Origin of the sequence: Aquibaculum sediminis (genome assembly GCF_040712085.1) — a bacterium.
Lineage (GTDB): Bacteria > Pseudomonadota > Alphaproteobacteria > Kiloniellales > DSM-21159 > Aquibaculum > Aquibaculum sediminis.
On record NZ_JBFCVK010000005.1, the window covers coordinates 272,205 to 295,810 of the forward strand.

Below are 23,606 nucleotides of genomic sequence, written 5' to 3' on the forward strand. Positions count from 1 at the left end.
CCCCGGGCACGGCGGGCCCAAGCCTGCGCCCGCCGCGCACCGGGAGAACGGCATGGGGCTGTACAGGGAGTGAGCGATGCTCAAAGCGGTGAGCAAGAGCCTGGAATGGATACTGATCGTCTTCTGCGTGTTCCTGATTTCGGCCTTGGCCATTCTGATCGTCTGGGGGGTTACCACGAGGAAACTCGGCGCATCGCTGAGCTGGTATGACGAGGTCGCCTCGATCATGCTGGCCTGGATCACCTACTACGGCGCCGCCCTGGCCGCCCTGAAACGGGCGCATCTCGGCTTCCCCAACCTGGTCGCCCTGGCGCCCCCACCCTTGCGCATCGCGCTGGTCATCTTCTCCGAAACCATCGTCATCGGTTTCTTCGGTTTGGTGACTTGGTTCGGTTTTCAGGTGGTGATGATCCTTTGGGGCGACACGTTGATCTCCCTGCCCTGGGTCACCACCCAGTTCAGCCAGAGCGTCATCCCCATTGCGGGCGCGCTTTTCATACTGGCCGAGCTGCTCACCCTCCCCGATCGCCTCAAGGAGGCCGCACGCGGCGCTGGGCCGGTCGACCCTGAGCGGGTCCTCGGGGGGGAGATCAAGACATGACCCCCATTCTCATGTTCGTGGTGTTGATCGCCCTGGTGATGATCAACGTCCCCATTGCGGTCTCCCTGGGCGTCGTCGCCATGGGGGCGCTCTGGTACACCTATGGTTTCGACAATCTGGTGATGTCCGCAGTGGTGCTCTTCGAGGGCGCCACCTCCTTCCCGCTGCTCGCCATACCGCTGTTCGTCCTGGCCGGCGCGATCATGAACACCTCCGGCATCTCGCGCCGGCTGATCGCCTTTGCCTCGGCGCTGGTCGGTTTCGTGCGCGGCGGCCTGTCCATGGTCAACATCGGCACCTCGCTCTTCTTCGCAGAGATTTCCGGCTCGGCCGTGGCCGACGTGGCGGCCCTGGGCTCGATCCTGATCCCGGCCATGAAGCGCCTTGGCTATTCCAAGGAGTTCGCCGCCTCGATCACCTCTTCCTCGGCCTCGCTGGCGATCATCATCCCGCCCTCGATCCCGATGATCCTCTATGCGGTGATCGCCGATGCCTCGGTGGTGCAGCTCTTCGTGGCCGGCATCGTCCCCGGGATCATCGGCGCCGCCATGATGGCCGGGCTCGCCTACTGGTTCGCCGTTCGCTACAATTTCCCCGTCGAGGAAACCTTCCAGCTCCGGCGCGTCTGGGTGACCTTCAAGGAAGCCGCCTGGGCCTTCCTGCTGCCACTGATCATCCTGGGCGGCATCTTCGGCGGTTTCGTTACCGCTACCGAAGGCGCCGGGCTCGCGGTCGCGGCCGCACTCTTCGTCGGCGGCGTCGTCTATCGCGAGCTCAGCTTCCGCGAGCTTTTCGACAGCCTGCGCAGCGGCGTAATCCAGACGGCCGTGGTCATGCTGCTGGTGGCCACCTCGGCGCTGCTGGGCCAGTATCTCACCCAGGCGCGGGTGCCGCAGCAGCTCACCCAGGCGATCATCTCGGTCACCGAGAACCCCTACGCGGTTCTCGCCATGCTGAACGTGCTTTTCCTGCTCTTGGGGTGCTTTCTTCATGGGGCCGCGGCGATCATCCTGGTGGTGCCGATCGTCATGCCGATTGTGCACACCATCGGCATCGATCCCGTGCACTTCGGCCTGATCGTCACCCTCAACCTCGCCATCGGCCAGCAGACGCCGCCGGTTGCCAGCGTGCTGATGACCGCCTGCTCTATCGCGAAAGCCGATGTCTGGGACGTCAGCAAGGTGAACGTCGCCTTCATCGGCGTGCTGGTGGCACTTTTGCTGCTGATCACCTACGTGCCGCCGGTGTCGATGACGCTGGTGGAAATGTTCTATCGATAGGATGAGAGTCACCATGTCCGGAACAATCCGACACGAAATCCTCGATGACGGCATCGCGCGCGTCGTGCTCGACCACGAGCCACGCCTCAATGCCATCGACAACGCCATGTGGGACGAGCTGCGCAGCCTGTTCGAGCGCTTCGATGCCGACAGCGACCTGCGCTGCATCGTTATCACCGGTGCCGGCGAGAAGGCCTTCAGCACCGGCGCGGACATCTCCGAGTTCGAGGAGAACCGCTCGACCGTCGAGAAGGCCCGCGCCTATGCCAAGCGCACTCACGGCGCCTTGCGCACCATTCAGTCCTGCCGCCATCCGGTGATTGCCGAGATCCGCGGGCTGTGCGTCGGTGGCGGGCTGGAGACGGCGCTCTGTGCAGACCTGCGCATTGCCGGCAAGAGCGCACGCTTCGGCATTCCGGTGAAGCGCCTGGGACTGGTTGTCGCCTACGACGAGATGCGCGGCCTGATCGAAACGGTGGGGCGCTCGAACAGCCTGCGCATCCTGCTGGAGGGCGACATCTTCGGCGCCGAGGAAGCATTGGGCATGGGCCTGATCAACCGCGTGGTCGAGGACGCGCAGGTGGCGGAGGAGAGTCTCGCCACCGCCAAGCGCATCGCCGAAGGCGCACCGCTGGTCGCCCGCTGGCACAAGAAGTTCGCGCGACGCCTGCTGGACCCCGCACCCCTAACCGCCGAAGAGAACGACGAGAGCTTTACCTGCTTTGGCACCGAGGATTTCCAGATCGGCTACCGCGCGTTCCTGGACAAGCAGAAGCCGGCCTTCACCGGCCGCTGAACTCCTAGTCAGAAGAGAAGACATGACTGCACTGAAGGGCCTCAAGGTCGTCGACCTGACTCACATCATGGCCGGTCCGGCCTGCACCCTGATGCTGGCCGACATGGGGGCCGACGTCATTAAGGTGGAGAAAATCCCCGGTGGCGACGACACCCGCCGTTCCATTCCTCCCAGTGTCGGGGACCAGGCCGCCTCCTTCCTGATGATGAACCGCAACAAGCGCGGCATTGCCGTGGATCTCCGCAGCGAGGGCGGCAAGGAAGTGCTGCGCCGCCTGCTCAAGGACGCGGATGTGGTGGTCGAGAACTACCGACGCCAGACCCTGCCGAAGCTTGGCTTCGACTATGAGGATCTCCGCAAGGAGAACCCCGGCCTGATCTACTGCGCCATCTCCGGCTTCGGCCGGACCGGCCCCTATGCCGATCGCGGCGGCTTCGATCTCGTGGCGCAGGCCATGAGCGGCATCATGAGCATCACCGGCACCTCACCCAACGAACCGCCGGTAAAGTGCGGCCCGCCGCTCACCGACATCACGGCCGGCCTGCTGGCGGTGATCGGCATCCTGGCGGCTCTGCGCAACCGCGAGAGCACCGGCCAGGGACAGATGGTGGAGACCTCGCTGCTGGAGGCCGGCATCATCCACACCTATTGGCAGTCGGCCATGGCCCTGGCCACCGGCGAGGCACCGGGGCCCATGGGCTCCGCCCACCCCCTTTCCGCGCCCTATCAGGCCTTCGAGGCGCGCGACGGCTGGATTGTCGTGGGTGGGGCCAATCAGGCCAACTGGCTGCGTCTCGTCGATGTGCTGGAAGCCCCGCAGCTCGCCGAAGACCCGCGCTTCAACACCAACGCGGACCGCATGACCAACCTCCCGGCCCTGGAAGCGGAACTCAACGCCTGCTTCCGGCAGCGTGACAGTGCCGAGTGGCTGGAACTGCTCGACGCTGCCGGCGTGCCCTCGGGCCCGGTGAACGACGTGGTGCAGATGCACCAGGACCCGCAGGTCCTGGCCCGGGAGATGGTGACGGAGATTCCCCACACCACGCTGGGCTCCGTGAAGACCCTGGGGTTGCCCATCAAGTTCTCCGACACGCCCGGCGGGCCGCGTCAGGGGGCACCGGTGCTGGGCGAGCATACCCGCGAAGTGCTGGCGGAGCAGGGCTTCACGGCCGAGGAGATCGACCGGCTGGTGAGCGAGGGTGCAGTGATCGCTGCCGACCTCGCCTCAGGCGCCTGAGGCGCGGGAGGTCGAGCGTGGCGCGGTCGAGCAGCTCAGGAGGCGTTGCGCTTCGGTTCGGCCGCCGCCTCTTCGAGCATCACGACCATCTTGTCCCAGGCCTGCAGCACATGGTTGCGCAGAATGCTGGTGATCCGCGCCTCGTCCCGGGCCTCCAGGGCTTCCAGGATTTCCTCGTGCTCCTGCAGGGCCGAGGTCCAGCGCCGGGTGCGCAGGTTGCAGATATAGCGCGCCCGGTAGAGGCGCGCGTTGGCGACCTCGTGATGTTGGATCAGGGAACGGTTGCGCGATGCCCTGACGATCTTCACATGAATCGCCTGGTTGCAGCGGAAATACCCCAAGCGGTCGTCGCGAGCAAAGGCTTGCTCCATCTCATTCTGCAGCAAACGAAGTTCCTGCAAGTCCGCTTCGGTGCGGTGCCGGCAGGCCAGCTCACCGGCATAGGCCTCGAGCACGCCCAGCAGTTCGACCAGACCGCGCAGTTCCTCATTGCTCGGATTGGCCACCACCGCGCCCCGGTGCGGCTGCACCTCCACAAGGCCCTCGGCCGAAAGAATCTTGATCGCCTCGCGCAGGGGCGTGCGCGACACCTGCAGACGCTCCGACAGCGCGCGCTCACGCACCGGAGCGCCCGGCGGCAGCTCGTCCTGAATGATCATTTCCCGGATGCGCGCCGCCACGCGGGAGCCTTTTCGCCCCCCATCGCTCGGAGCGCTCAGCGCCGCAGGATCGGCAATCTGTGTGATCTTGTTGGTCATTCCTTGCCTCCGCATATTGCATACCACGGCAAGCGACCTGCGCGGAAGTCCAACCCCGCCACCCTTACCACTGGAGGAACAGAAGCGTGACACCAAGAATCGCACTGGTCATGGGCGACCCGGCAGGCATCGGCCCGGAACTGATGGCGGGTGTGCTCAACTTGCCGGAATCCTGCGCGGACGCCGGCGTGCTCGCCATCGGTGACCGGCGTGTGCTGGCCAAGGGTGAGGCGGCACTGGGCATCAGCCTGGATATCGAAACCCGCCCTCGCGACGCCGCTCCGCCCCAGCCGGAGCCCGGCCGGCCGATCTTCTACGACATGGGCAATCTCGACCCGGCCGAACTGCCCGCCGCCACGGCGTCTGCCATCGGCGGCCGCTCGGCCTTGGAGAACTTCGGCCTTGCCCTCGACCTCGCCCGCGAGGGGCAGATGGATGCCATCACCTTCGTGCCCTTTAACAAGGAAGCGCTGCGTCTCGGTGGCAATCCCTTCGATGACGAGATGAGCTTTGCCGCCGACCGCCTGGGTCACAGCGGCACGGTCGCGGAGTTCAATGTCGTCGACAATCTCTGGAACGCCCGAGTGACTTCGCATGTGCCGCTGCGCGATGTGGCCGATCTGATCACCGAGGAGCGGCTGCTGGAGCACCTGGACCTGGCGGTTCGTGCCCTGAAGGAAGCGGGTTTCGAGCGGCCGCGGATTGCCGTGGCCGCGCTCAATCCACACGCGGGTGACGGCGGCTCCTTCGGGCGGGAAGAGATCGACGTGATCGAGCCCACCGTGCGCAAGGCGCAGGCGCTGGCCCAGACGCAGGGCTTCGTGGTCGAGGGTCCCTACCCTTCCGACACGGTCTTCGTGCGTGCGCGCGACGGGCACTTCGATGCGGTGCTGACCATGTTCCACGACCAGGGGCAGATCGCCATCAAGCTGTTGGGCTTCGACCGCGGCATCACCGTGCTCTCCGGCTTCGCCGTGCCGATCACCACCCCGGCCCATGGCACCGCCTACGACATCGCCGGCAAGGGCATCGCCCGCCTGGAGCCAACGCGTCTCGCCTTCAACATGGCGAAGCAGATGGCCGCAAGCCGCAAGTGATGTGAGCGCTCGAGCGGGTCGCGTTACTGTGTGAAGACCCGGTCCTGCTCAGCGCGCAGCCGCCAGAGGACCGAGTCTTCGGGCGGCGCCACCATAGCGCGGGTGACCGGGGCGCCGGCAGGTATATCCATCCGCGCCCGCGCGCCCGGCAGCAGGTAATAGGGCAAGGGGCTTTCGGCCCCGCCCATCTCTCCGGTCAGCAGCATTTCCGGCGCCAAGCCAGCGATGCTGTGCCGCCAGCCAAGTTCAAAAACCGTCCCGGCCGGAATGTCCTGCTCTGCACGGGCCACCAGGTCGACAAGCGGCTGTGGCGCCGCACCGCCGGTGGATTTCCGCGCCAGGCAGGCTGACAGCACCGACATCGGCGCCTCCGCCCCCAAGAGGTGAACCGGGTTATGCACCAGGACACGCTTGCGGTCGGCGCTCACCGGGATGCCCTTTTCGGCGAAGAGGCCCGCCGTCTCCGGGTCCGGAGCGGCGGCGATGACGTAGACGCCGCCGGCGAAGCTCAGCTCGTCGGGGCGGCGCAGGCAGTTGAAGATGTCGACGCTGCCGCGCCGTGCAGTCAGTCCACCCTCCGACTGAAGGCCGAAGAGATCCGGCAGTTCCACGGTCCGGGCGATCGGCGCATGCAATGCCGGTGCATCCGGCAGCAGACCCGTGGCGTTTGCCACGATGGTCATCTCGCAGAGGTCAGGCACGGTGCGGTGCCAGAAGTCGGCGAGCAACGCTGCCCTCTGCCGGGCGCTGTCCGCGAGCCGGTCGGCCGGCACATCCCAAAGCGCTCGCATCTCGGGCAGCGAGACGCTGCGTCCCTGGGCGCTGACCTCATCGCTGGCGGAATCGTAGACGAAATCGTACTCGCTGGCCTTCCCGGCGGAGAGGACATCCAGGCCGAGCAGTTGGCACCAGCCCACCAGCCCGATGAGCAGGCTGGGCTGATCGCCGTCGACTGGCGTGTAGACCAGTCCCGCGTCGTGCGCCCGCCGACCCAGAATCGGACCCACGACACTTTCCGCCTCCTTGGTCACCATGGCGACGTGCATGCCGCTGGACAGGGCCCGCTCGGCAATGGCGGCGGCGGCTTCGGGAATGCCGGTTGCCTCCACGACCATGTCGAGCGGCAGATCGAGCAGCAGCGTCGAATCCTCGACCACCACATGCCGGCCCGCCTCGAAGGCCTCGCTGGCCGCCTTCGCGCTCTCGCAGCGCCGGATGTCCTCCGCCGCGATACCGATGGCGCGCAGCGTCTCCACGGCTCGTGCACCGTCGCGATCGCAGACCACCCGCCCGCGCATGCCCGCAACGCGTCGGACCTGGGACAGGAAGGTCCGACCGAACTCACCCGCTCCGACCAGAGCGACTTCGACGGGGCGCGCGCCGGGCGCCGGGAGCAGGGCTTGCAGGTTCATGGGGACTCCTGTCTGCCCGGGCTTACCGAAGCATTTTCGGCAGCCAGAGCGAAATTTCCGGGAAGAAGGTGATCAACATCAAGGTCCCAAACAGCGGGATATAGAAGGGAACAAGTTCCCTCAGGATGGCGCGCATGGAGACCCTGGCGATATCGGTCATCAGGAAGAGCGCCAGTCCCATGGGCGGCGTCAGCAGCCCCAGCATGAGGTTAAGGATCGCCACGACACCAAGGTGCACCGGATCGACGCCGGCCATGTGCAACGGGCCGGCTATGATGGGAATGACCAGCAGCGTGGCCGTGGTGCTGTCCAGGATCATGCCGACCAGCAGCAAGATGACATTGACGATCAGCAGCAGGACCAACGGATCGGTGCTGAGCGAGAGGAGCTGCTGAGCGAAGACCTGCGGCACCTGTTCGATGGCCATAATCCAGCCGAAGATTGCCGCCGCGGAGACAATGATCAGGATGGCCGAGGTGCTCTTCAGCGTCTCGTAAGCCGCGTAGCGGATGTGGGCCCAGGAAAGGCTGCGATAGACGAAGGCACTGATCAGCAGCACATAGACCACGGTGACTGCGGCGGCTTCCGTCGGTGTAAAGTATCCCAGCAGCATGCCCAGCACGAGCAGCACCGGCGTCAGCAACGCCGGGGCTGCTGGCTTCAGGTCGCGCCAAATTTCGCTCGGCCGAGACCAGCGCTCTGAGCGGGGAAACTTGCGCCAGCGCGACATGATCGCGACCGTCAGCATCAGCAGCATCACACAGATCAGCGCCGGAATGATGCCGGCCAGCAGGAGCTGCACGATGGAGACACTGGTGACCGAGCCGTAGATGATCAGGGGAATGGAAGGCGGAAAGATCGGTCCCACGACCGCCGAGGCACAGGTCAAGGCGCCGGAAAACTGCGGGGTGAAGCCGCGCTTCGTCATCGCCTTGACCTCGATGCGGCCGAGCCCGCCCACATCCGCCAGCGCAGCCCCGCTCATGCCGGAAAAGATCAGGCTGGAGAAGATGTTGACCTGCCCCAATCCGCCCGGAACGCGCCCGACCAGCGTGTCGGCGAAGCGGAAGATGCGCTCGGTGATTCCGGCCTGGTTCATCAGGTTGCCGACCAGGATGAAGAGCGGCACAGCGACCAGAGGAAAGGAATCCAGCGCATATGTCATGCGCTGCCCGACGAGCTGGAACGGAAGGTCGTTCAACAGAATGTAGACAATGGCCGGCAGCATGATGGCCAGCACCACCGGCCAGCCGAGCATGAAGAAGACGCAGAAGGCGCCGATGATCAGCAGGGTCATGGCCGCGCGCTCAGTCGGCTGCCGGAGACTGCCACTGAGGGCTGCCCGTTCAGGTTACTCATCACATCAGATCTCCGGCAGGTCTTCCGGCGGCAATTCTTCTTCGAAGCTCACGTAGAGTGGCGTGCCGCGCCAAGCCTTGACCATCTGAATGGCACATTCCAAGGCGGCGAACAGCAGGCCCACGAAGGCAGCGGAAAAGAAGACCCAGTAGGGGATGCCAAGCGTTGGCGTGGCGTTGTTGAGGTTGTTCACGGTGGCCAGCCCCACCGACCAGGCGGCCACGCCGAAACCGATCATGCCGCTGGCCGCAATGAGCATGCGCAGGGCCTTGCCCCAATGCGCACGCAGATTGGCCGTCAGCTCCTCCATTCGGATCGAAACGCCGGAAGCCGCGACATAGGGCAGCGTAATAAAGACGATGCAGATCAGCATGAAACGCGTCAGTTCGCCCGCACCGACGAAGGTGAAAGGCGTGAACTCGCGCAGCGCCACCTGCAGCACCGGCAGGCCGACCATGACGGCCAGAAGCACCAGACCCAGTTTGCGCAGGGTCACGCGCGCCGGCCGCATCAGGCGGTCAACGAGGGTGTGATCCTCGGGCGGCGGCAGGGGAGCATCGATCGTCGGAGGCGACATACAGCGGGCACTCTACACGGGCGCCGGGGCCGGAGGCAGCAACCTCCGGCCCCGGCAAGCACCGAGACCTATTCGATCGCGCGGATACGCTCCATGTAGGGGCCCCAGGTCGGGAAGTCCTCATTCACCTGGGCGTTGACGCCCTCGCGGAAGGCCTCGATATCCAGGCCATCCTCCTCGGTGATGAAGGTCATGCCCTTGCCTTCCAGTTCGGCAATCAGGTCCTGCTCGGCCTGCGTGGCCTGGGCCAGGGTCTCCTGGGCCATTTCGTCGAGCTCGGCGAGAATGGCCTGCTGGTCCTCCTCGCTGATGCTCTGCCAGACCTCTTCATTGATGAAGACCGGCAGCACGTTCTGCATATGCGCGGTCAGCATCACATGGGTCTGAACCTCATAGATCTTGTTGGCATTGATCATGGTCAGCGGGTTCTCCTGACCCACGACCATGCCGGTCATCAGCGCCGTCGGCAGTTCGCTCACCTCGACCGGAGTCGGAGTCGCACCGAAGCCGCTGACCATGCTGGTCCAGAGCTGCAGCGGAACGCCACGGAAGGGCTTGCCCTCCAGATCCGCCGGCGAGAGCACTTCCTGATTGGCGGTCATCTGGCGCGCGCCTCGGTAGAGGCGCCCGATGATGCGCATGTCGCCATTCTCGATCAGGCGCTCGTTGAACTCCTGCATGATTTCCGAGTTGGCGGGATCAGTCGCGGCAAGCGCGTGCTCACCGTCACGATAGACGAAGGGAGCGCTGAAGACGGCGATGTCTTCCGCGAGCTGCGCCAGGGAGGCGAACTCGTGGTGCGCCATGGCGATAGAGCCGCTGCGCACGCCGTCGATGGTTTCCTGCACACCGCCAAGCTGCGAGTTGGGGAAGACGGTCACGGTAATGCGTCCGTCGGTCACTTCGGGAATCCGCTCGGCGGCCTCGGCCCCGTACCAGTATTGGATATCCCCTTCGGCGCCCACATGGGCGTAGCGCAGGTTCACTTCCTGCGCCGAAAGGTCGGTGGCCTGCATGCCAAGCCCGAGGCTGGCAGCAACGCCTGCGGCAATAAGACTCCGGTGGAGCATCGGTCTGTTCCTCCCATCTAGGTGTTGTTGGCCCATCGTTCTTGTTGGACAGCACGATCAAGGCTCCCCTAGAATTGCATACCAAAATTCCCAAGGGAAGAGCCGACGAAACGACAGCCGGACCCTAATGCCGGCAGGAAGGACGACCGCATGAGTGAAGCCGAGGCCGCCGCACCGCTGCCCATCGTCGACGCGCACCAGCACTTCTGGAACCTCCAGGAAAACTACCATCCCTGGCTTTGTGATCCGGAGCCGATCCCCTTCCGCTATGGCGACTACAGCGCCATCCGCCGCAATTATCTTCCCGCGGACTACCGGCGGGACAGCCAGGATTTCCGCATCGTCAAGACGGTCCACATCGAGGCCGAACACGACCCGAGTGACGCGCTGGGCGAAACCCGCTGGCTGGAGGCCCTGGCCGAGCGGGAGGGCCTGCCCAGCGCCTGCGTCGCCCAGGCTTGGCTGGACCGCCCCGATGTGGAGGAGGTGCTGGCGGCGCAGGCGGCACATTCGCTGGTGCGCGGCATCCGGCACAAGCCACGCTCGGCCGGCAGCCCCGATGCCGCGCAGCGTGGCGAAGCCGGCTCGATGGACTGTCCGACCTGGCGCGCCGGCTATGCCCTGCTGGCGCAACACGGCCTGTCCTTCGACCTGCAGACGCCCTGGTGGCACCTGGACGCGGCAGCCGACCTCGCGCGCGACTTCCCGCAGACCCAGATCATCATCAACCACACGGCCTTGCCTGCCGACCGCAGTGAAGAAGGGCTGGGTGCCTGGCGGCGGGCGCTGGAGACCGTTTCCGACCTGCCCAATGTGGCGATGAAGATCTCCGGCCTGGGGCGGCCGGGACTGCCCTGGGCCGTGGAGGCCAATCGGCCCATTATTCGCGACGCCATCGGGATCCTGGGCGTCACGCGCTGCCTTTTTGCCAGCAACTATCCGGTGGACAGCCTGGTCGGCAGCTTCAGCGAGATCTTCGGCGGCTTCCTGGCCGCGGTGGACGATCTCTCTCCAGTCGCCAAGCACGCCCTCTTCCACGAGAACGCGGTTCGCATCTATCGCCTGTAAGCCTTCATAAACAGAACGGGAGGAATAGCATGTCTCAAACAGTTGGTTTCATCGGCCTGGGCCTCATGGGCACCGGATTCACGACACGCCTGATCGCCACTGGCCACAAGGTGGTCGGCTTCGATCTCGACGAGACCCGCCGGCAGGAAGCGCAGAGCCGCGGCGTTGAGGTGGCCGAGTCCGCCAGTGCCGTTGCCGCGCAGAGCCACATTCTGGCCATCTGCGTCACCACGACCGCCGCCGTGGCAGCCGTGGTGGAGGAACTGGCCGGCAGCGGCCAGATAAAGGGCAAAACCGTCGCCGACTTCTCGACCACCGAGATGGACACCACCATGAAGGCCGCCGCTCAGGTGGCCGAGGCGGGCGGCCAGTTCCTGGATGCCCCCGTTTCCGGCGGCCCGCCGGCCGCCGAAGCCGGCACGCTTGCCATCATGGCCGGCGGCGACAGCGCGGCCGTGGAAGCCGCCCGGCCGCTGCTGGAGCAGTTGGGTCGCCTGACCTACATGGGCCCCAGCGGGGCCGGGCAGGCAACCAAGCTCGTCAACCAGGCGCTCTGCCTCACCAACTACTGCATCGTGGCCGAAGGGCTGCGCCTGGCCGAGGCCTATGGCGTCGATGCCCGCAAGATCCCCGAGGCCCTGGAGCCCGGCCTGGGCAACTCCGCGGTGCTGCAGAACATCTTCCCGCGCATGGTCGAACGGGACTATGCGCCGCGCGGCTATGCGCGCCAGATTCTCAAGGATCTGGAAATGCTGCACGAGGCCACGCGCAAGCAGCATATCGCGATGCCCATGGCGGCTACCGCGACCACGCTGTTCCGCCTGCTGGTTTCTCAGGGGCACAGCGAGCTGGATGGGGCGGCCGTGGTGAAGCTCTACCCCGAGCAAAACAAGGAGTAAGTCCTCCAACCCGGAACCTCTCAATTGGGCGCAGGGTTCACCGCAGCATAGGCCGCACGCCGCGGCACCTGCGGGAGGCAGCGTCGATGGAGAGGGTCGGGGGCCGGTTGTATCGAAGGCTATCGATTTGCCATTTGGCATTCAGCCTGGGCCATGGAGGCATCTGATCCGCCATGCTGTCGTTAGAGGCACTCCTTCCATCCGGTCGCTACAAGGATGCGCTGCGGATCGCGCTGCAGTCGGTGGCGGCGGCGCTGCTGGCTTATGGCGTTATGCTGCAACTGGGCCTGGGTCAGCTTTCCTGGGCGATCATCGCAGCGCTCTTCTCCATCCACGCCAGCCTGGACGCCACCGTTGGCGCGAGCATGCAGCGCCTCGTAGCCGCTGGGCTGGGCGCTGGGCTGGGCGTGGCCGTGGTTTATTTCTTCAGCGGCTTCGAGTTGATGCCGCTGCGCATCGCCCTGGTCGCCGCGATCACCAATGCGCTGGCAAACCTGGAACCCGAGCTGGACTATGCGGCCGCTGCCGGCGCAGTGGTCGCACTTCAGCCGACAGCCGACCTGGAAGGTGCCGCTGGAACGGCACTGGCGGTGGGCATCGGCGGTGCGGCGGGGGCCGTCGCCAGCGTGACCATCTGGCCGGAACTGGGCCGCCACAGGGCCCAGCGCTCCCTCGCCACTGCCTTGCGTCAGTGCCTGAAGCTTGTGGAATTCACCCTAAGGGCCACGTCCCGCGAGTTGAGCCGGGAGGAGCGGCGCGAGCGTAGCGACGTCCAGCGTTCCACGTTGGAGACCCTGCAGGAAGCCCGCAGCGTTGCCGACGCGACCCGCTTTCGGGCGCGCTTGGCCAGTGGGGCTGGCATTCGCGAGATGACCCGCCAGACGGAAAAGCTCTGGTACAGCCTGATCATCATTGATCGCGTCGTCGCCCGCGGGCGCGATCAGTTCGGGCCGAAAGATCACGAAGCCATCATGCCGCACTTCACCGAGGCGCATCGAGCGCTTTGTGAGTTGCTGCCCGCCTTGGCCGAAATGATCGAGAAGAACCAGACCACCGGTCCCGACCAGGACCTCTGGGAGCGCTTCCACGAGGCGCAGCGCTCTGCACAGAGCTGTCTGAGCGAACGCGAGGCAGAGCGAAACAGCATTCATGAACGCGCGATCCAGGCGCTGCTGTTCGGTCTTGACGAATTGCGCCTCGCCATAAGCGAACTGCAGAACCTGGCGACCTGCGGCAAGACCGACGGTCCGGACTGAACGCAGCGGGCGGGTTTACCCTTTCTTGTCGTCCTTCTCGTCGGAAAGCTTGTCGAGTTGCTGGCGCAGCAGCTCGACCTGTTCGCGCAGGCTGTCCAATTGCGCCCCGGCATCGGCTGGCCCTTCCGGCGGGGTGCCGGGACCGGAGGGTGCGGCGCCGGCAGAGGGGTTGGAGCCGGAAGCAGAACCTGACGCTCCCTGCCCCTGGAAGGGCGCAAACATCTGCATGGCCCGTTCGAACATGGCCATATTCTGCTTGCTCATCTCCTCGATGCCGCGCATCGGCAAGGAACCGCCCATGGCATCCTGCATGGCCTTGGCCATGGCTTCCTGGTTGCCGGTGAAGGACTGCATCATCTGCTCTAGGTAGCCCGGAACCATCCAACCCATGCCGTGACCGTAAAAGGAGATGAGCTGGCGCAGGAAGGATATGGGAAGCAGGTTCTCGCCCTTGGCCTCCTCTTCCACGATGATCTGCGTCAGCACCGGGCGGGTGATGTCCTCCCCGCTCTTGGCGTCATAGACCACGAATTCCACACCTTCCTTCACCATCTGGCACAGATGATCCAGGGTGACGTAGCTGCTGGTCGCCGTGTTATAGAGCCGTCGGTTGGCATATTTCTTGATAATGATCGGCGACGTTTCGTCCCTGGTGCCGTTTTTTGCGGTCACGTCCCTCGCCTCTCGCCGTTGCGTTGTATCAGCTATCCGCTGGCGGGCGATTGTGCGGTGCCGCACAATTTACTGTCAATGTAATGATTCCCGGGCGGTGGCCGAGGCCACCCATAGCGGGCTATAGTGCCGCCATGAACCGGCAGCATGATCTCGAGACCCTGGCGCAGCGCTATATCGACGCCTTTGAGGCCGAAGACAGCGCCCTGCCCGCCGACACCGCGTTCGGCGAAGCGATGGACCGCCTCACTCGAGCCTGGTTCGAAGCGGCCGGCGCCGGCTGGGCGCTTGCGCCGCGTCTCTGGAACGCCGGCCCCCTGGCTCCAAGCGAAACAGCCTCGGCGCACGCCACGGGAGAACAGGCACGCCATGACCGCACCCCCGCACCCGCAGCGGCAACCGGAAAAGCAGCCACCACGCCCCCGCCTGGGCCCTCGCCCGCTCAGCCTGCATCTGGCGGCAGCGCAGGCGACCTGGCGGCGCTCCGTGCTCGCCTGGCAGAACTGGAGCGCCAGCTCGCCGCCATGGAAGGCGCCACCAAGCGCAGCCCTGGCTCTCGCTGAAGACCTGTCGGACGTCGTTCCCGAGCACTTCACCGCAGCGCTGGAAAAGGAGATCGCGGCACGCAGCAGCGCCTTCCTTGCCGCCATAGCCGCCTATCGCCGACACCCCTATTGCCGCCGCCTGACCGACCCACCCACACTCTGGGAGGCTGGCGCAACGCGGTTGTTGGATTTCGGAGACCCGGAGGAGGAGCGGCCGCCCATCCTGCTGGTGCCCTCCCTGGTCAATCGCGCCTACATCCTCGACCTGATGGAAGACCGCAGCTTTGCCCGCTGGCTCGCCACGCCGGAGGCGGCCGGCGGCTTCCGCCCGCTGCTGCTGGACTGGGGCGCGCCCGGCGAGGCGGAAAGCGGCTTCACCCTCACCGATTATATTGTCGGCCGCCTGGAAGGCGCTTTCGACCGGGTGTTAGCGGAAACCGGTCGCCCGCCACTGGTGCTCGGCTACTGCATGGGCGGTCTGCTCACACTCGCCCTGGCCCAGCGGCGCGGGCAAGAAATGAGCGGCCTCGCCCTGATGGCAACGCCCTGGGACTTCCATGCCGCACCCGGCCAGGCCGGCGTTGCGCGCAGCGCGCTGCTCAGCTGGTCGCCGGTCATGGAGTTGCTCGGCCAGTTGCCCGTGGACGCGGTACAGGCACTCTTCACCACGCTCGATCCGCTGACGGCCGTGCACAAGTTCCGGCGCTTCGCCCGACTCGACCCGAACAGTCCTGAGGCACAGGCCTTTGTTGCCCTGGAGGACTGGCTGAACGACGGCGTGGCGCTCACCGCCCCGGTCGCCCGGGAATGCCTGGGCGGCTGGTACGCCCGCAACGAGCCGGTGAAGGGACGCTGGCGTGTCGCCGGGCAGCCGGTGGAACCGGCGGCGATCGAGGTATCCACACTCTGTGTCATTCCCAAGAGCGACCGCATCGTGCCCCCGGCCTCCGCCCGTGCCCTGGCTGCTGCACTGCCGCACGCCAGCCTGCAGCAACCTGCGGCCGGGCACATCGGCATGATCGCCAGCGCCCGTGCGCGCAAGACCCTCTGGCCCGAACTGGCCGAATGGCTGGCGCAAAAGGCCCGGACCGGAACCTTGAGGGGGCGTGGCGGGCGCAGTAAGGTGCAGCATAATGCTGCGTTGCGGCGAGAGGGGCCCGCACGCGGTGCCAGACTGCAAAGCGCGGCCGCGAAAGGCCGCAAGCGCAAAAGGAGCGATCCAACATGACGAACGTGGTGATCGTCGGCGCCGCCCGGACTCCGGTCGGTGCATTCAACGGCGGACTGTCCAGCCTGGCTGCTTCCTACCTCGGCGGCGTGGCCATCGAAGCCGCGCTGCAGCGTGCCAAGGTGGAGCCCGGCGATGTGGACGAGGTGGTGCTCGGCCAGATCCTCACCGCCGGAACCGGCCAGAACCCGGCCCGCCAGGCGGCCATGCAGGCCCAGGTGCCGCAGGAAAAGACCGCCTATCAGATCAACCAGCTTTGCGGCTCCGGACTGCGCGCCGTGGCGCTCGGCTACCAGGCGATTGCCACCGGCGATGCCAACATCATCGTGGCCGGCGGCCAGGAATCCATGAGCCAGGCCCCGCACTGCGCCAACCTGCGCAACGGCCACAAGATGGGCGACGTGAAGTTCATCGACACCATGCTCAAGGACGGCCTCTGGGACGCTTTCCACGGCTATCACATGGGCAATACCGCAGAGAACGTGGCCCGCAAGTGGCAACTCACCCGCGATGAGCAGGACGCTTTTGCCGCCGCCTCCCAGCAGAAGACCGAGGCGGCGCAGAAGGCCGGCCGCTTCCAGGAGGAAATCGTTCCGGTCACCATCAAGACCCGCAAGGGCGAGACCGTGGTGAGCCATGATGAGCACCCGAAGCATGGAACCACGGCGGAAAGCCTGACCAAGCTGCGCCCGGCCTTCGACAAGGAAGGCACGGTGACGGCCGGCAATGCCAGCGGCATCAACGACGGCGCTGCCGCGGTCGTGCTGATGAGCGCCGAAGAGGCCCAGCGTCGCGGCCTCGCACCCATGGCGCGCATCGTCTCCTGGGCCACCTGCGGCGTCGATCCGGCGATCATGGGCACCGGGCCGATCCCGGCCAGCCGCAAGGCACTGGAGAAGGCCGGCTGGTCCGTGGAGGATCTCGACCTGATCGAGGCCAACGAGGCCTTCGCCGCCCAGGCGCTGGCGGTGAACAAGGACATGGGCTGGGACCCGGAGAAGGTGAACGTCAACGGCGGTGCCATCGCGCTCGGCCACCCCATCGGGGCCTCCGGCGCCCGCGTGCTCAACACCCTGCTGTTCGAGATGGCGCGGCGCGATGCCAAGAAGGGCCTCGCCACGCTTTGCATCGGCGGCGGCATGGGCATCGCCATGTGCCTGGCCCGCGACTGAGTTGACAGGCGCGACCCCGCGCGGGTGATCGATGCCGGCGGAACGGCTCCGCATATCCTCGATCCCGAGCGGGGTCGCCTTCGTCGATACGCTGGCGCGGGGCCTGCTGTGGCGCTTTCCCGAGCCCGAGGCTCTGGCCGGCGTCACCCTGCTCCTACCGACCCGGCGCGCCTGCCGCGCGCTCCGCGATGCCTTCCTGCGGGTGACGGACGGCGCGCCGCTGCTGTTGCCGCGGTTGCTGCCGCTGGGCGATCTGGACGCCGACGAGCTGCTGCTCTCCGCCGATGAGGGCCTCCCCGCCGACGACCTGACGCTGCCGCAGGCGGTCCCGCCCCTGCTGCGCCAGCTTCAACTGGCTCGCTTGATCGTTGCCTGGGGTCAGGCCGCCGGCCGGGCCGAAGCGCCCGATGAGGAGCGGGTGGCCCCGCTGGCGCAGGAATTGGCCCGCCTCATCGACCAGGTCGACACTGAAGGCCTGGACTTCACGCATCTGAAGGATCTGGTGCCCGAGCGCTATGCGGAGCACTGGGGCGAGACCCTTCGCTTCCTGGAGATCGTCGCCACCCATTGGCCCCAGGTGCAGGACGAACTCGGCTGCCTCGGCCCGGCCGAGCGGCGGCGGCGCCTGCACGAAGCCCAGGTGGCGGCCTGGATCAGCAATCCGCCGGACAGGCCCATCATCGCCGCCGGCTCCACCGGTTCCATTCCCTCGACCGCGGCGCTCCTGGGCACCATCGCCGCACTGCCGCAGGGAGAAGTGGTTCTGCCCGGCCTGGATCGGGACAGCGATGCCGCAGCCTGGGCCTCCATTGCCGAGGATCCGGCGCATCCCCAGCACACCATGGCGCGCCTGCTCGCCCAACTCGGCGTGGAGCGCGAAGCGGTCGGGGCGTGGCCGGGCCGCTCCAGTTTCGAAGACAGACCGCCCTTTGCACCGCTTCCTGCCGATCGGACCGCAAGAAACAGGCTACTGCACGCGGCCATGCTGCCCGCCGCCGCCACCCAACAATGGAGTGCCTTCAAGGACCCGCCGGAGGCGGTGCGCGCGGCCTTTGCCGGTGTCACGCGCCTCGAGGCGGAAACCCAGGGTGAGGAGGCCACGGCCATCGCGCTGCTGCTGCGCGAGGCCCTGGAGACGGCCGAGCGCACCGCCGCCCTGGTCACACCGGACCGGGCGCTGGCGCGGCGCGTGGCGGCCGAGCTGGCGCGCTGGGACATCGCCATCGACGACTCCGCCGGACGGCCCCTGACGGAGACCGAAGCCGGCAGTTTCCTGCGCCTGACCGCTGCCGCGGTCTGGGAAGGCTTCGCCCCGGTGCCGCTGCTTGCCTGCCTGAAGCATCCCTTAGCCGCCGGCGGCGCCGCGCTTGGGAACTTCCATGGCCAAGTGCGCGCGCTCGATCGCCTGGTGCTGCGCGGGCCGCGCCCGGCTCCTGGCATCGAAGGGCTGCGCGCCGCCCTGCTGCAGGCAGGTGACGTCGCCGCCTCCTTGACGCCACTGCTGGACAGCCTCGAGGTCCTGGCCGCCCCCTTCGTGAGAGCCCTGCGCGTGGGCCGGACTCTCACCGATGTGCTGGCCGCCCACATCGCCTTTGCCGAGGGCCTGGCAAGCAGCAGCGAGGCTGCGGGCGCCGAGCGTCTCTGGTCCGGCGAGGAAGGCGAGGCAGCGGCGGACTTCCTGCAGGAGTTTTCCGAGGCCGCCAAGGCCAGCGCAGGCATGGCCAGCCTGGATTACCCGGCACTGCTCGACACTCTACTGGCCCAGCGCGTGGTGCGCCCCCGCTTCGGCCGCCATCCGCGCCTGGCCATTCTGGGCCCCATCGAGGCGCGCCTGCAGCAACCGGACCTCGTCATTCTTGGCAGCCTCGTTGAGGGCACCTGGCCGGCGGAGAGCGATCCCGGTCCCTGGCTGTCGCGCCCCATGCGCGTCGACTTCGGCCTGCCGCCGCTGGAACGGCGTGTCGGGCTGGCGGCACACGACTTCATCCAGGCCCTTGGCGCCGAACAGGTGGTCCTCACCCGGGCTCGCAAGGTCGATGGGACGCCAACGGTGCCCTCGCGCTGGCTCTTGCGCCTGGAGGCTCTCTTCCAGGCGCTGGGCGTCCCCGACGCCATCCGTGACGACAGCGCCCGCTGGGCGGGCTGGGCCCAGGCCCTGGACCGTGCGGAGCGACACGAGCCACAGGGCCGTCCGGCGCCACGACCACCCTTGACCGCGCGCCCGACCCGCTTGCCGGTCACCGGGGTGGAGGAGTGGATCCGCGACCCCTACTCGCTTTACGCAAGGCGCATACTCAAGCTGCGCAAACTGGACCCACTGGACGCGGACCCCAGTGCGGCCGATCGCGGCAGCATGATCCACAGCGTGCTGGAAGGCTTTGTCGCCGCCTTCCCTGCAGACTTGCCGGCAGAAGCCGAGCCGCGCCTGCTGGAGCTGGCGCGGACGCATTTCGAGCCGCTGCGCGCCCGTCCCGGCCTCTACGCCTTCTGGTGGCCGCGCTTCCAGCGCATCGCCGCCTGGATCGTTCAGCAGGAGCGCCAGCGCCGGGCCACCAATCCGCGTCTGTTTGCGGAGGTCAGCGGACGCCTGGAGTTCGGCGGCTTCATCCTGACGGCCAAGGCCGACCGCATTGAGCAGCACCCCGTCGGCTCGCTCACCCTCGTCGACTACAAGACCGGTAGCCCGCCGAGCGGCAAGGAGGTGGTTGCCGGCTACGCACCGCAGCTGTCGCTTGAAGCCGCGATCGCCGCAAGTGGAGGCTTTCCCGGCATTCCGGCGACCCCGGTGGCGGAACTGCTTTACTGGAAGCTGACCGGCGGCACCCCGGCGGGCGAAGAACGCTCGGCCCTGGGCCAGTCACGCACGTCGCCCTCGGAGGTGGCTGAGATCGCGCTCGAAGGCCTGCGCCGGCGGATCGAGGACTTCGCCGATCCGCAAACGCCCTACCCCGCACTGCCACGTCCCGGCCGGGCGCCGCGCTTCAACGACTATGCCCACCTCGCGCGCCACAAGGAATGGGCCAGTTCTGGCGGGGAGAATGAGGCATGAGCCAGGCGAAAGGATCGGCCGCAACCCCGGAAGACCTGCGCCTGGAAAAGCGCGCGCGCGCCACGGCGCTGCAGTTACGCGCTGCCGACCCGGAAGCCTCGGTCTGGGTCAACGCCTCGGCGGGGACCGGCAAGACCAAGGTGCTGACCGACCGGGTGCTGACCCTGCTGCTGCGCGGCACGCCGCCGGAGCGACTGCTTTGCCTGACCTTCACCAAGGCGGCGGCGGCGGAGATGCGCAACCGCCTGGCAAAGGTGCTGCAGCATTGGGCGACCTCCGATGAGGAGGTGCTGACGGACAGGCTCTTTCAGCTGCTCGGTCGGCCTGCGGAGCCGGAGGAAAGCCTGCGTGCCCGCCAACTCCTGGCGCGGGTGCTCGATTCCCCCGGCGGCATGAAGATCCAGACGATCCACGGCTTCTGCCAGTCGGTCCTGAGCCGCTTTCCCCTGGAAGCCGGCGTGGCACCGCACTTTCGTCTGATCGAGGAGCAGGGCGCGGGCGAGCGTCTCGCCGCTGCCCGCGACCGCGTGCTGGCCGACGCCGGCCGCAATCCGGCTCTCGCCGAGGCCCTCGCGCGCATCACGCCCCTGGTGGGGGAAGGCGACTTCGCGAGCCTGCTGCAGGCGCTCGTCGGCGAACGTGGCCGGTTGCACGAACTGCTCGCCCACTTCAAGGGGCCGGAAGCCCTCTCCGATGCCGTTGCCCGGCAGCTCGGCGTGCCCGCTGATGCGACTCCGGAAGCTTGTCTGGCGAGCGCCTGCGCGGAAGCCTCTTTCGAGGGAGCCGCACTGCGTCGGGCGGTCGTCGTCATGGAGACCGGCACGACGCAGGACTGGAAACGTGCAGCCCTGCTGCGGCCGTGGCTTGCGGCCGGAGACACCGATCGCCAAGAGCTCTGGGAGAGCTATCTCTCCGTGTTCTTCAAGTCCGATGGGGAAAAGCGCGATGCCTATCTGACCAAGAAACTCTGCACCGCCCACCCCGACGCCGAAGAAGCGTTGCAGAACGAAGCCCTGCGTCTTGAAAGAGTACGGGAAACTCACCGCGCCCTCACGCTGGCCTGCGGCACGCGGGCGCTGCTGCGGCTGGGCGCAGCGGTTCTGAAGGACTATGAGCGCGGCAAGCGGGAACATGCCCTGCTCGACTATGACGACCTGATCTTGTGCACCCGTGATCTGCTGCGCCGCGCCCAGATCACCCCCTGGGTGCTCTACAAGCTGGATGGTGGCCTCGATCACCTGCTGATCGACGAGGCCCAGGACACCAACCCAGAGCAGTGGGAGGTGGTCAAGCTCCTGACCGAGGAGTTCTTCGCCGGCGAAGGCGCAGCGGAAGCACGTCTCGCCGGGCCGGCGCGCTCTCTTTTCGCCGTGGGCGATGCCAAGCAGTCGATCTACCGCTTCCAGCGCGCCGATCCGGAGCAGTTCACCCACATGCAAGGCTACTTCGCCGGCCGGGCGCGGGAGGCCGAGCGGCGCTGGGACCCGGTGGACCTGATCCACTCCTTCCGCTCGAATGCCGCGGTGCTGCGCCTCGTCGACCAGGTATTCCAGGACGATGAGGCCCAGCGCGGCCTGCACTTCCGCCAGCCCTGGCTGGCGCATGATCCCGTGCGTGTCGGTCAGGGCGGCCGGGTCGAACTTTGGCCCGCACCGAGCCCGGAAAAGGAGGAGGAAGAGGATCCCTGGGTGGCGGTTCCAGGGCGTCGCAGCCAAGCCGCACCGCTCACCCGTCTGGCGCGCCTGATCGCCACGCGCATCTCTGCCTGGATCAACAGCCCTCACGCCCAGACTGGCGACGAGGCCTGGCTCGACTCCCGTGATCGCCCCTTACGCGCCGGCGACATTCTGGTGCTGGTGCGGCGCCGCAACGCCTTCGTCGAGGAGCTGATTCGCGAACTCAAGCAGCGCAACGTGCCGGTCGCCGGCAGCGATCGCATGACTCTGATGGAGCAGCTGGCGGTCATGGATCTGGTGGCGCTGGGCCGTTCCCTGCTGTTACCGGAGGACGACCTCACCCTCGCCACTGCGTTGAAGGGGCCGCTCATCGGCTTCAGCGAGGAACAACTCTTCGACCTGGCCTGGAATCGCCCCGGCAGTCTCTGGGCGGCGCTGCAGGCGCGCGCTGCCGATGACGAAGCCTGCCATCAGGCACTCGATTTCCTGAAGCGCTTGAGCAGCCAGGCGCGCACCCGGCCACCCTTCGAACTCTACGCCGAGCTGCTGGCGCAGGGCGGGCGCACCCAGCTGCTGCGCCGCCTCGGCCCCGACGCGGCTGACCCCATCGAAGAGTTCCTGAACCTCGCCCGTGCCTATGAGCGCGATTCCACGGTCTCCCTCGAGGGCTTCCTCCATTGGCTGGAAAGCAGCCCGCGCCAGATCAAGCGCGACATGGAGGCCGGTGGCGAGGAAGTGCGGATCATGACGGTGCATGGCGCCAAGGGACTCCAGGCGCCGGTGGTATTCCTGCCCGATACCCTGCAACTACCCAACGACCGCACCCGCCTGCTCTGGTTGGTGCCGCAGCAAGACGAACCCGCGCCCCTGCCGCTCTGGACACCGCGGCAGGAACTGGAGGTGCGTGCCGCAGCGACAGCTCGCCGGGCCGAGCGCGAGGCGATGGCCGAGGAGCAGCATCGCCTGCTCTACGTGGCCCTGACCCGCGCGGAAGACCGTCTCTATATCTGTGGCTGGCACACCAGCAAGCGTGCCCCGCAGGGCAACTGGTATGAGTTGGTCCAGCAGGCCTTTGCCAGCGGACTGGCGCAGCAGGTGGAGTTCGATTTCACGGAAGAACTGCCCGAGGGCGAAGGCTGGAGTGGCGAAGGCTGGCGCATCGAGGCAGCACAGACCACCAGTCCGGACACGCTGGGCGAGACGGCGAATGCCGCCCGAACGCCCCCCTTGCCGGCCTGGGTCCAACAGCAGCCCATGCCTGAACAGGCGCCAACGCGACCCCTCGCTCCTTCGCGCCCCGCCCAAAACGATCCGGCGCCCCGCTCGCCGCTGCAAGGTTCGCAGGACGGCACCTTCCGCCGCGGCATCCTGATCCACCGGCTGCTGCAAAGCCTGCCCGATCTGCCTGCCGGGCAGCGGGCAGCGGTCGGACGGCGCTGGTTGGCCCAGCCACAGCACGGCCTGGCGGACGATACGGCGGAGTCGTTGTTGGCCGAAGTCCTGGCCGTGCTGGATACACCGGATTTCGCGCCGCTGTTCGGCCCCGGTAGCCGCGCCGAAGTACCGATCGCCGGGCTGGTGCAGACACCCGAGGGCCCTCTCGCCCTTTCGGGGCAGTTGGATCGGCTCTACGTGGATAGCGAGCAGGTGCTGGTGGTCGATTTCAAGACCAACCGCCCGCCGCCACAGACCGCCGCCCAGGTGGCACCAGCCTACCTGCGGCAGATGGCCGCCTACCGCGCCCTGCTGCGCGATATCTACCCCGGCCGGCAGCTGCATTGCGCCCTGCTCTGGACCGACGGGCCCCGGCTCATGCCTTTGGACTCGGCTATACTGGATACAATTCTGGCGTGA

General features: G+C 67.0%; 18 protein-coding genes and 1 pseudogene. 13 read left to right on the forward strand and 6 right to left on the reverse strand.

Features of this window, described 5'->3' with window-relative positions; all coding sequences use genetic code 11:
- Positions 1 to 76 precede the first annotated feature (76 nt).
- The 4 genes from ABZ720_RS10170 to ABZ720_RS10185 are packed head-to-tail and all read left to right on the forward strand — an operon-like array spanning position 77 to position 3,914.
- On the forward strand, positions 77 to 601 hold the full coding sequence (locus ABZ720_RS10170) for a TRAP transporter small permease (protein WP_366555406.1): 525 nt from the start codon (positions 77 to 79) through the stop codon (positions 599 to 601).
- Positions 598 to 1,881 (forward strand): TRAP transporter large permease, encoded by a 1,284-nt coding sequence (locus ABZ720_RS10175; protein ID WP_366555407.1) that lies wholly within the window; start codon positions 598 to 600, stop codon positions 1,879 to 1,881. The genes ABZ720_RS10170 and ABZ720_RS10175 overlap by 4 nt, the downstream gene beginning before the upstream one ends.
- A 13-nt stretch (positions 1,882 to 1,894) precedes the next feature.
- Positions 1,895 to 2,677: an enoyl-CoA hydratase/isomerase family protein gene (locus tag ABZ720_RS10180; protein ID WP_366555408.1), complete on the forward strand. Its 783-nt coding sequence runs from the start codon at positions 1,895 to 1,897 to the stop codon at positions 2,675 to 2,677.
- 22 nt (positions 2,678 to 2,699) lie between these two features.
- Entirely contained in the window at positions 2,700 to 3,914 is a 1,215-nt protein-coding gene (locus ABZ720_RS10185; protein WP_366555409.1) for a CaiB/BaiF CoA transferase family protein, read from the forward strand.
- Between the two features lie 35 nt (positions 3,915 to 3,949).
- Here the strand turns inward: ABZ720_RS10185 and ABZ720_RS10190 are convergent, their stop codons facing one another.
- Positions 3,950 to 4,672, reverse strand: coding sequence for a GntR family transcriptional regulator (locus tag ABZ720_RS10190; protein ID WP_366555410.1), 723 nt, complete (start codon positions 4,670 to 4,672; stop codon positions 3,950 to 3,952).
- An 86-nt stretch (positions 4,673 to 4,758) separates the two neighbouring features.
- Between ABZ720_RS10190 and ABZ720_RS10195 the strand changes: the two genes are divergently transcribed.
- On the forward strand, positions 4,759 to 5,769 hold the full coding sequence (locus ABZ720_RS10195) for a 4-hydroxythreonine-4-phosphate dehydrogenase PdxA (protein WP_366555411.1): 1,011 nt from the start codon (positions 4,759 to 4,761) through the stop codon (positions 5,767 to 5,769).
- A gap of 23 nt (positions 5,770 to 5,792) precedes the next feature.
- Here the strand turns inward: ABZ720_RS10195 and ABZ720_RS10200 are convergent, their stop codons facing one another.
- From ABZ720_RS10200 to ABZ720_RS10215, 4 genes are all read right to left on the reverse strand, one after another.
- Entirely contained in the window at positions 5,793 to 7,181 is a 1,389-nt protein-coding gene (locus tag ABZ720_RS10200) for an SAF domain-containing protein (protein ID WP_366555412.1), read from the reverse strand.
- A 22-nt stretch (positions 7,182 to 7,203) separates the two neighbouring features.
- Positions 7,204 to 8,478: a TRAP transporter large permease gene (locus tag ABZ720_RS10205; protein WP_366555413.1), complete on the reverse strand. Its 1,275-nt coding sequence runs from the start codon at positions 8,476 to 8,478 to the stop codon at positions 7,204 to 7,206.
- A 66-nt stretch (positions 8,479 to 8,544) separates the two neighbouring features.
- Positions 8,545 to 9,117: a TRAP transporter small permease gene (locus tag ABZ720_RS10210; protein WP_366555414.1), complete on the reverse strand. Its 573-nt coding sequence runs from the start codon at positions 9,115 to 9,117 to the stop codon at positions 8,545 to 8,547.
- A 68-nt stretch (positions 9,118 to 9,185) separates the two neighbouring features.
- On the reverse strand, positions 9,186 to 10,187 hold the full coding sequence (locus ABZ720_RS10215) for a TRAP transporter substrate-binding protein (protein ID WP_366555415.1): 1,002 nt from the start codon (positions 10,185 to 10,187) through the stop codon (positions 9,186 to 9,188).
- 150 nt (positions 10,188 to 10,337) lie between these two features.
- On the opposite strand from ABZ720_RS10215, the gene ABZ720_RS10220 reads away from it, so the two are divergent.
- The 3 genes and pseudogenes from ABZ720_RS10220 (at position 10,338) to ABZ720_RS10230 (ending at position 13,410) form a co-directional block, all read left to right on the forward strand.
- Positions 10,338 to 11,255, forward strand: a complete 918-nt coding sequence (locus tag ABZ720_RS10220) for an amidohydrolase family protein (RefSeq protein ID WP_366555416.1) — start codon at positions 10,338 to 10,340, stop codon at positions 11,253 to 11,255.
- A gap of 20 nt (positions 11,256 to 11,275) precedes the next feature.
- Positions 11,276 to 12,154: pseudogene (locus ABZ720_RS10225) on the forward strand (NAD(P)-dependent oxidoreductase); the annotation flags it as partial.
- Between the two features lie 173 nt (positions 12,155 to 12,327).
- Positions 12,328 to 13,410, forward strand: a complete 1,083-nt coding sequence (locus ABZ720_RS10230) for an aromatic acid exporter family protein (RefSeq protein WP_366555417.1) — start codon at positions 12,328 to 12,330, stop codon at positions 13,408 to 13,410.
- Positions 13,411 to 13,425: 15 nt separating this feature from the next.
- Here ABZ720_RS10230 and phaR read toward each other — a convergent pair whose 3' ends face one another.
- Positions 13,426 to 14,082 (reverse strand): polyhydroxyalkanoate synthesis repressor PhaR, encoded by a 657-nt coding sequence (gene phaR, locus ABZ720_RS10235; protein ID WP_366555418.1) that lies wholly within the window; start codon positions 14,080 to 14,082, stop codon positions 13,426 to 13,428.
- A gap of 134 nt (positions 14,083 to 14,216) precedes the next feature.
- Between phaR and ABZ720_RS10240 the strand changes: the two genes are divergently transcribed.
- From ABZ720_RS10240 to addA, 5 genes are read left to right on the forward strand one after another with little or no spacing between them, the layout of a single operon-like run.
- The gene (locus ABZ720_RS10240) at positions 14,217 to 14,645 is read left to right on the forward strand and encodes a hypothetical protein (RefSeq protein WP_366555419.1); all 429 of its coding nucleotides are present in this window, start codon (positions 14,217 to 14,219) and stop codon (positions 14,643 to 14,645) included.
- Complete coding sequence (locus tag ABZ720_RS10245) at positions 14,569 to 15,855, forward strand: alpha/beta fold hydrolase (protein WP_366555420.1); 1,287 nt, start codon at positions 14,569 to 14,571, stop codon at positions 15,853 to 15,855. The genes ABZ720_RS10240 and ABZ720_RS10245 overlap by 77 nt, the downstream gene beginning before the upstream one ends.
- Positions 15,852 to 17,027, forward strand: coding sequence for an acetyl-CoA C-acetyltransferase (locus tag ABZ720_RS10250; protein ID WP_366555421.1), 1,176 nt, complete (start codon positions 15,852 to 15,854; stop codon positions 17,025 to 17,027). Before ABZ720_RS10245 ends, ABZ720_RS10250 begins: the two co-directional genes overlap by 4 nt.
- Before the next feature lie 31 nt (positions 17,028 to 17,058).
- Complete coding sequence (gene addB / locus ABZ720_RS10255) at positions 17,059 to 20,076, forward strand: double-strand break repair protein AddB (RefSeq protein ID WP_366555422.1); 3,018 nt, start codon at positions 17,059 to 17,061, stop codon at positions 20,074 to 20,076.
- A complete protein-coding gene (gene addA / locus ABZ720_RS10260) occupies positions 20,073 to 23,606 on the forward strand; it encodes a double-strand break repair helicase AddA (RefSeq protein WP_366555423.1) in 3,534 nt (1,177 codons plus the stop codon). Before addB ends, addA begins: the two co-directional genes overlap by 4 nt.

Excerpts from the sequence above, each read along its gene's own strand:
- ABZ720_RS10170 (WP_366555406.1), top strand. The coding sequence starts at position 77 with ATGCTCAAAGCGGTGAGCAAGAGCCTGGAATGGATACTGATCGTCTTC.
- ABZ720_RS10175 (WP_366555407.1), top strand. The coding sequence starts at position 598 with ATGACCCCCATTCTCATGTTCGTGGTGTTGATCGCCCTGGTGATGATC.
- ABZ720_RS10180 (WP_366555408.1), top strand. The coding sequence starts at position 1,895 with ATGTCCGGAACAATCCGACACGAAATCCTCGATGACGGCATCGCGCGC.
- ABZ720_RS10185 (WP_366555409.1), top strand. The coding sequence starts at position 2,700 with ATGACTGCACTGAAGGGCCTCAAGGTCGTCGACCTGACTCACATCATG.
- ABZ720_RS10190 (WP_366555410.1), bottom strand. The coding sequence starts at position 4,672 with ATGACCAACAAGATCACACAGATTGCCGATCCTGCGGCGCTGAGCGCT.
- ABZ720_RS10200 (WP_366555412.1), bottom strand. The coding sequence starts at position 7,181 with ATGAACCTGCAAGCCCTGCTCCCGGCGCCCGGCGCGCGCCCCGTCGAA.
- ABZ720_RS10205 (WP_366555413.1), bottom strand. The coding sequence starts at position 8,478 with ATGACCCTGCTGATCATCGGCGCCTTCTGCGTCTTCTTCATGCTCGGC.
- ABZ720_RS10210 (WP_366555414.1), bottom strand. The coding sequence starts at position 9,117 with ATGTCGCCTCCGACGATCGATGCTCCCCTGCCGCCGCCCGAGGATCAC.
- ABZ720_RS10215 (WP_366555415.1), bottom strand. The coding sequence starts at position 10,187 with ATGCTCCACCGGAGTCTTATTGCCGCAGGCGTTGCTGCCAGCCTCGGG.
- ABZ720_RS10220 (WP_366555416.1), top strand. The coding sequence starts at position 10,338 with ATGAGTGAAGCCGAGGCCGCCGCACCGCTGCCCATCGTCGACGCGCAC.
- ABZ720_RS10230 (WP_366555417.1), top strand. The coding sequence starts at position 12,328 with ATGCTGTCGTTAGAGGCACTCCTTCCATCCGGTCGCTACAAGGATGCG.
- ABZ720_RS10240 (WP_366555419.1), top strand. The coding sequence starts at position 14,217 with ATGAACCGGCAGCATGATCTCGAGACCCTGGCGCAGCGCTATATCGAC.
- ABZ720_RS10250 (WP_366555421.1), top strand. The coding sequence starts at position 15,852 with ATGACGAACGTGGTGATCGTCGGCGCCGCCCGGACTCCGGTCGGTGCA.
- addB (WP_366555422.1), top strand. The coding sequence starts at position 17,059 with ATGCCGGCGGAACGGCTCCGCATATCCTCGATCCCGAGCGGGGTCGCC.
- addA (WP_366555423.1), top strand. The coding sequence starts at position 20,073 with ATGAGCCAGGCGAAAGGATCGGCCGCAACCCCGGAAGACCTGCGCCTG.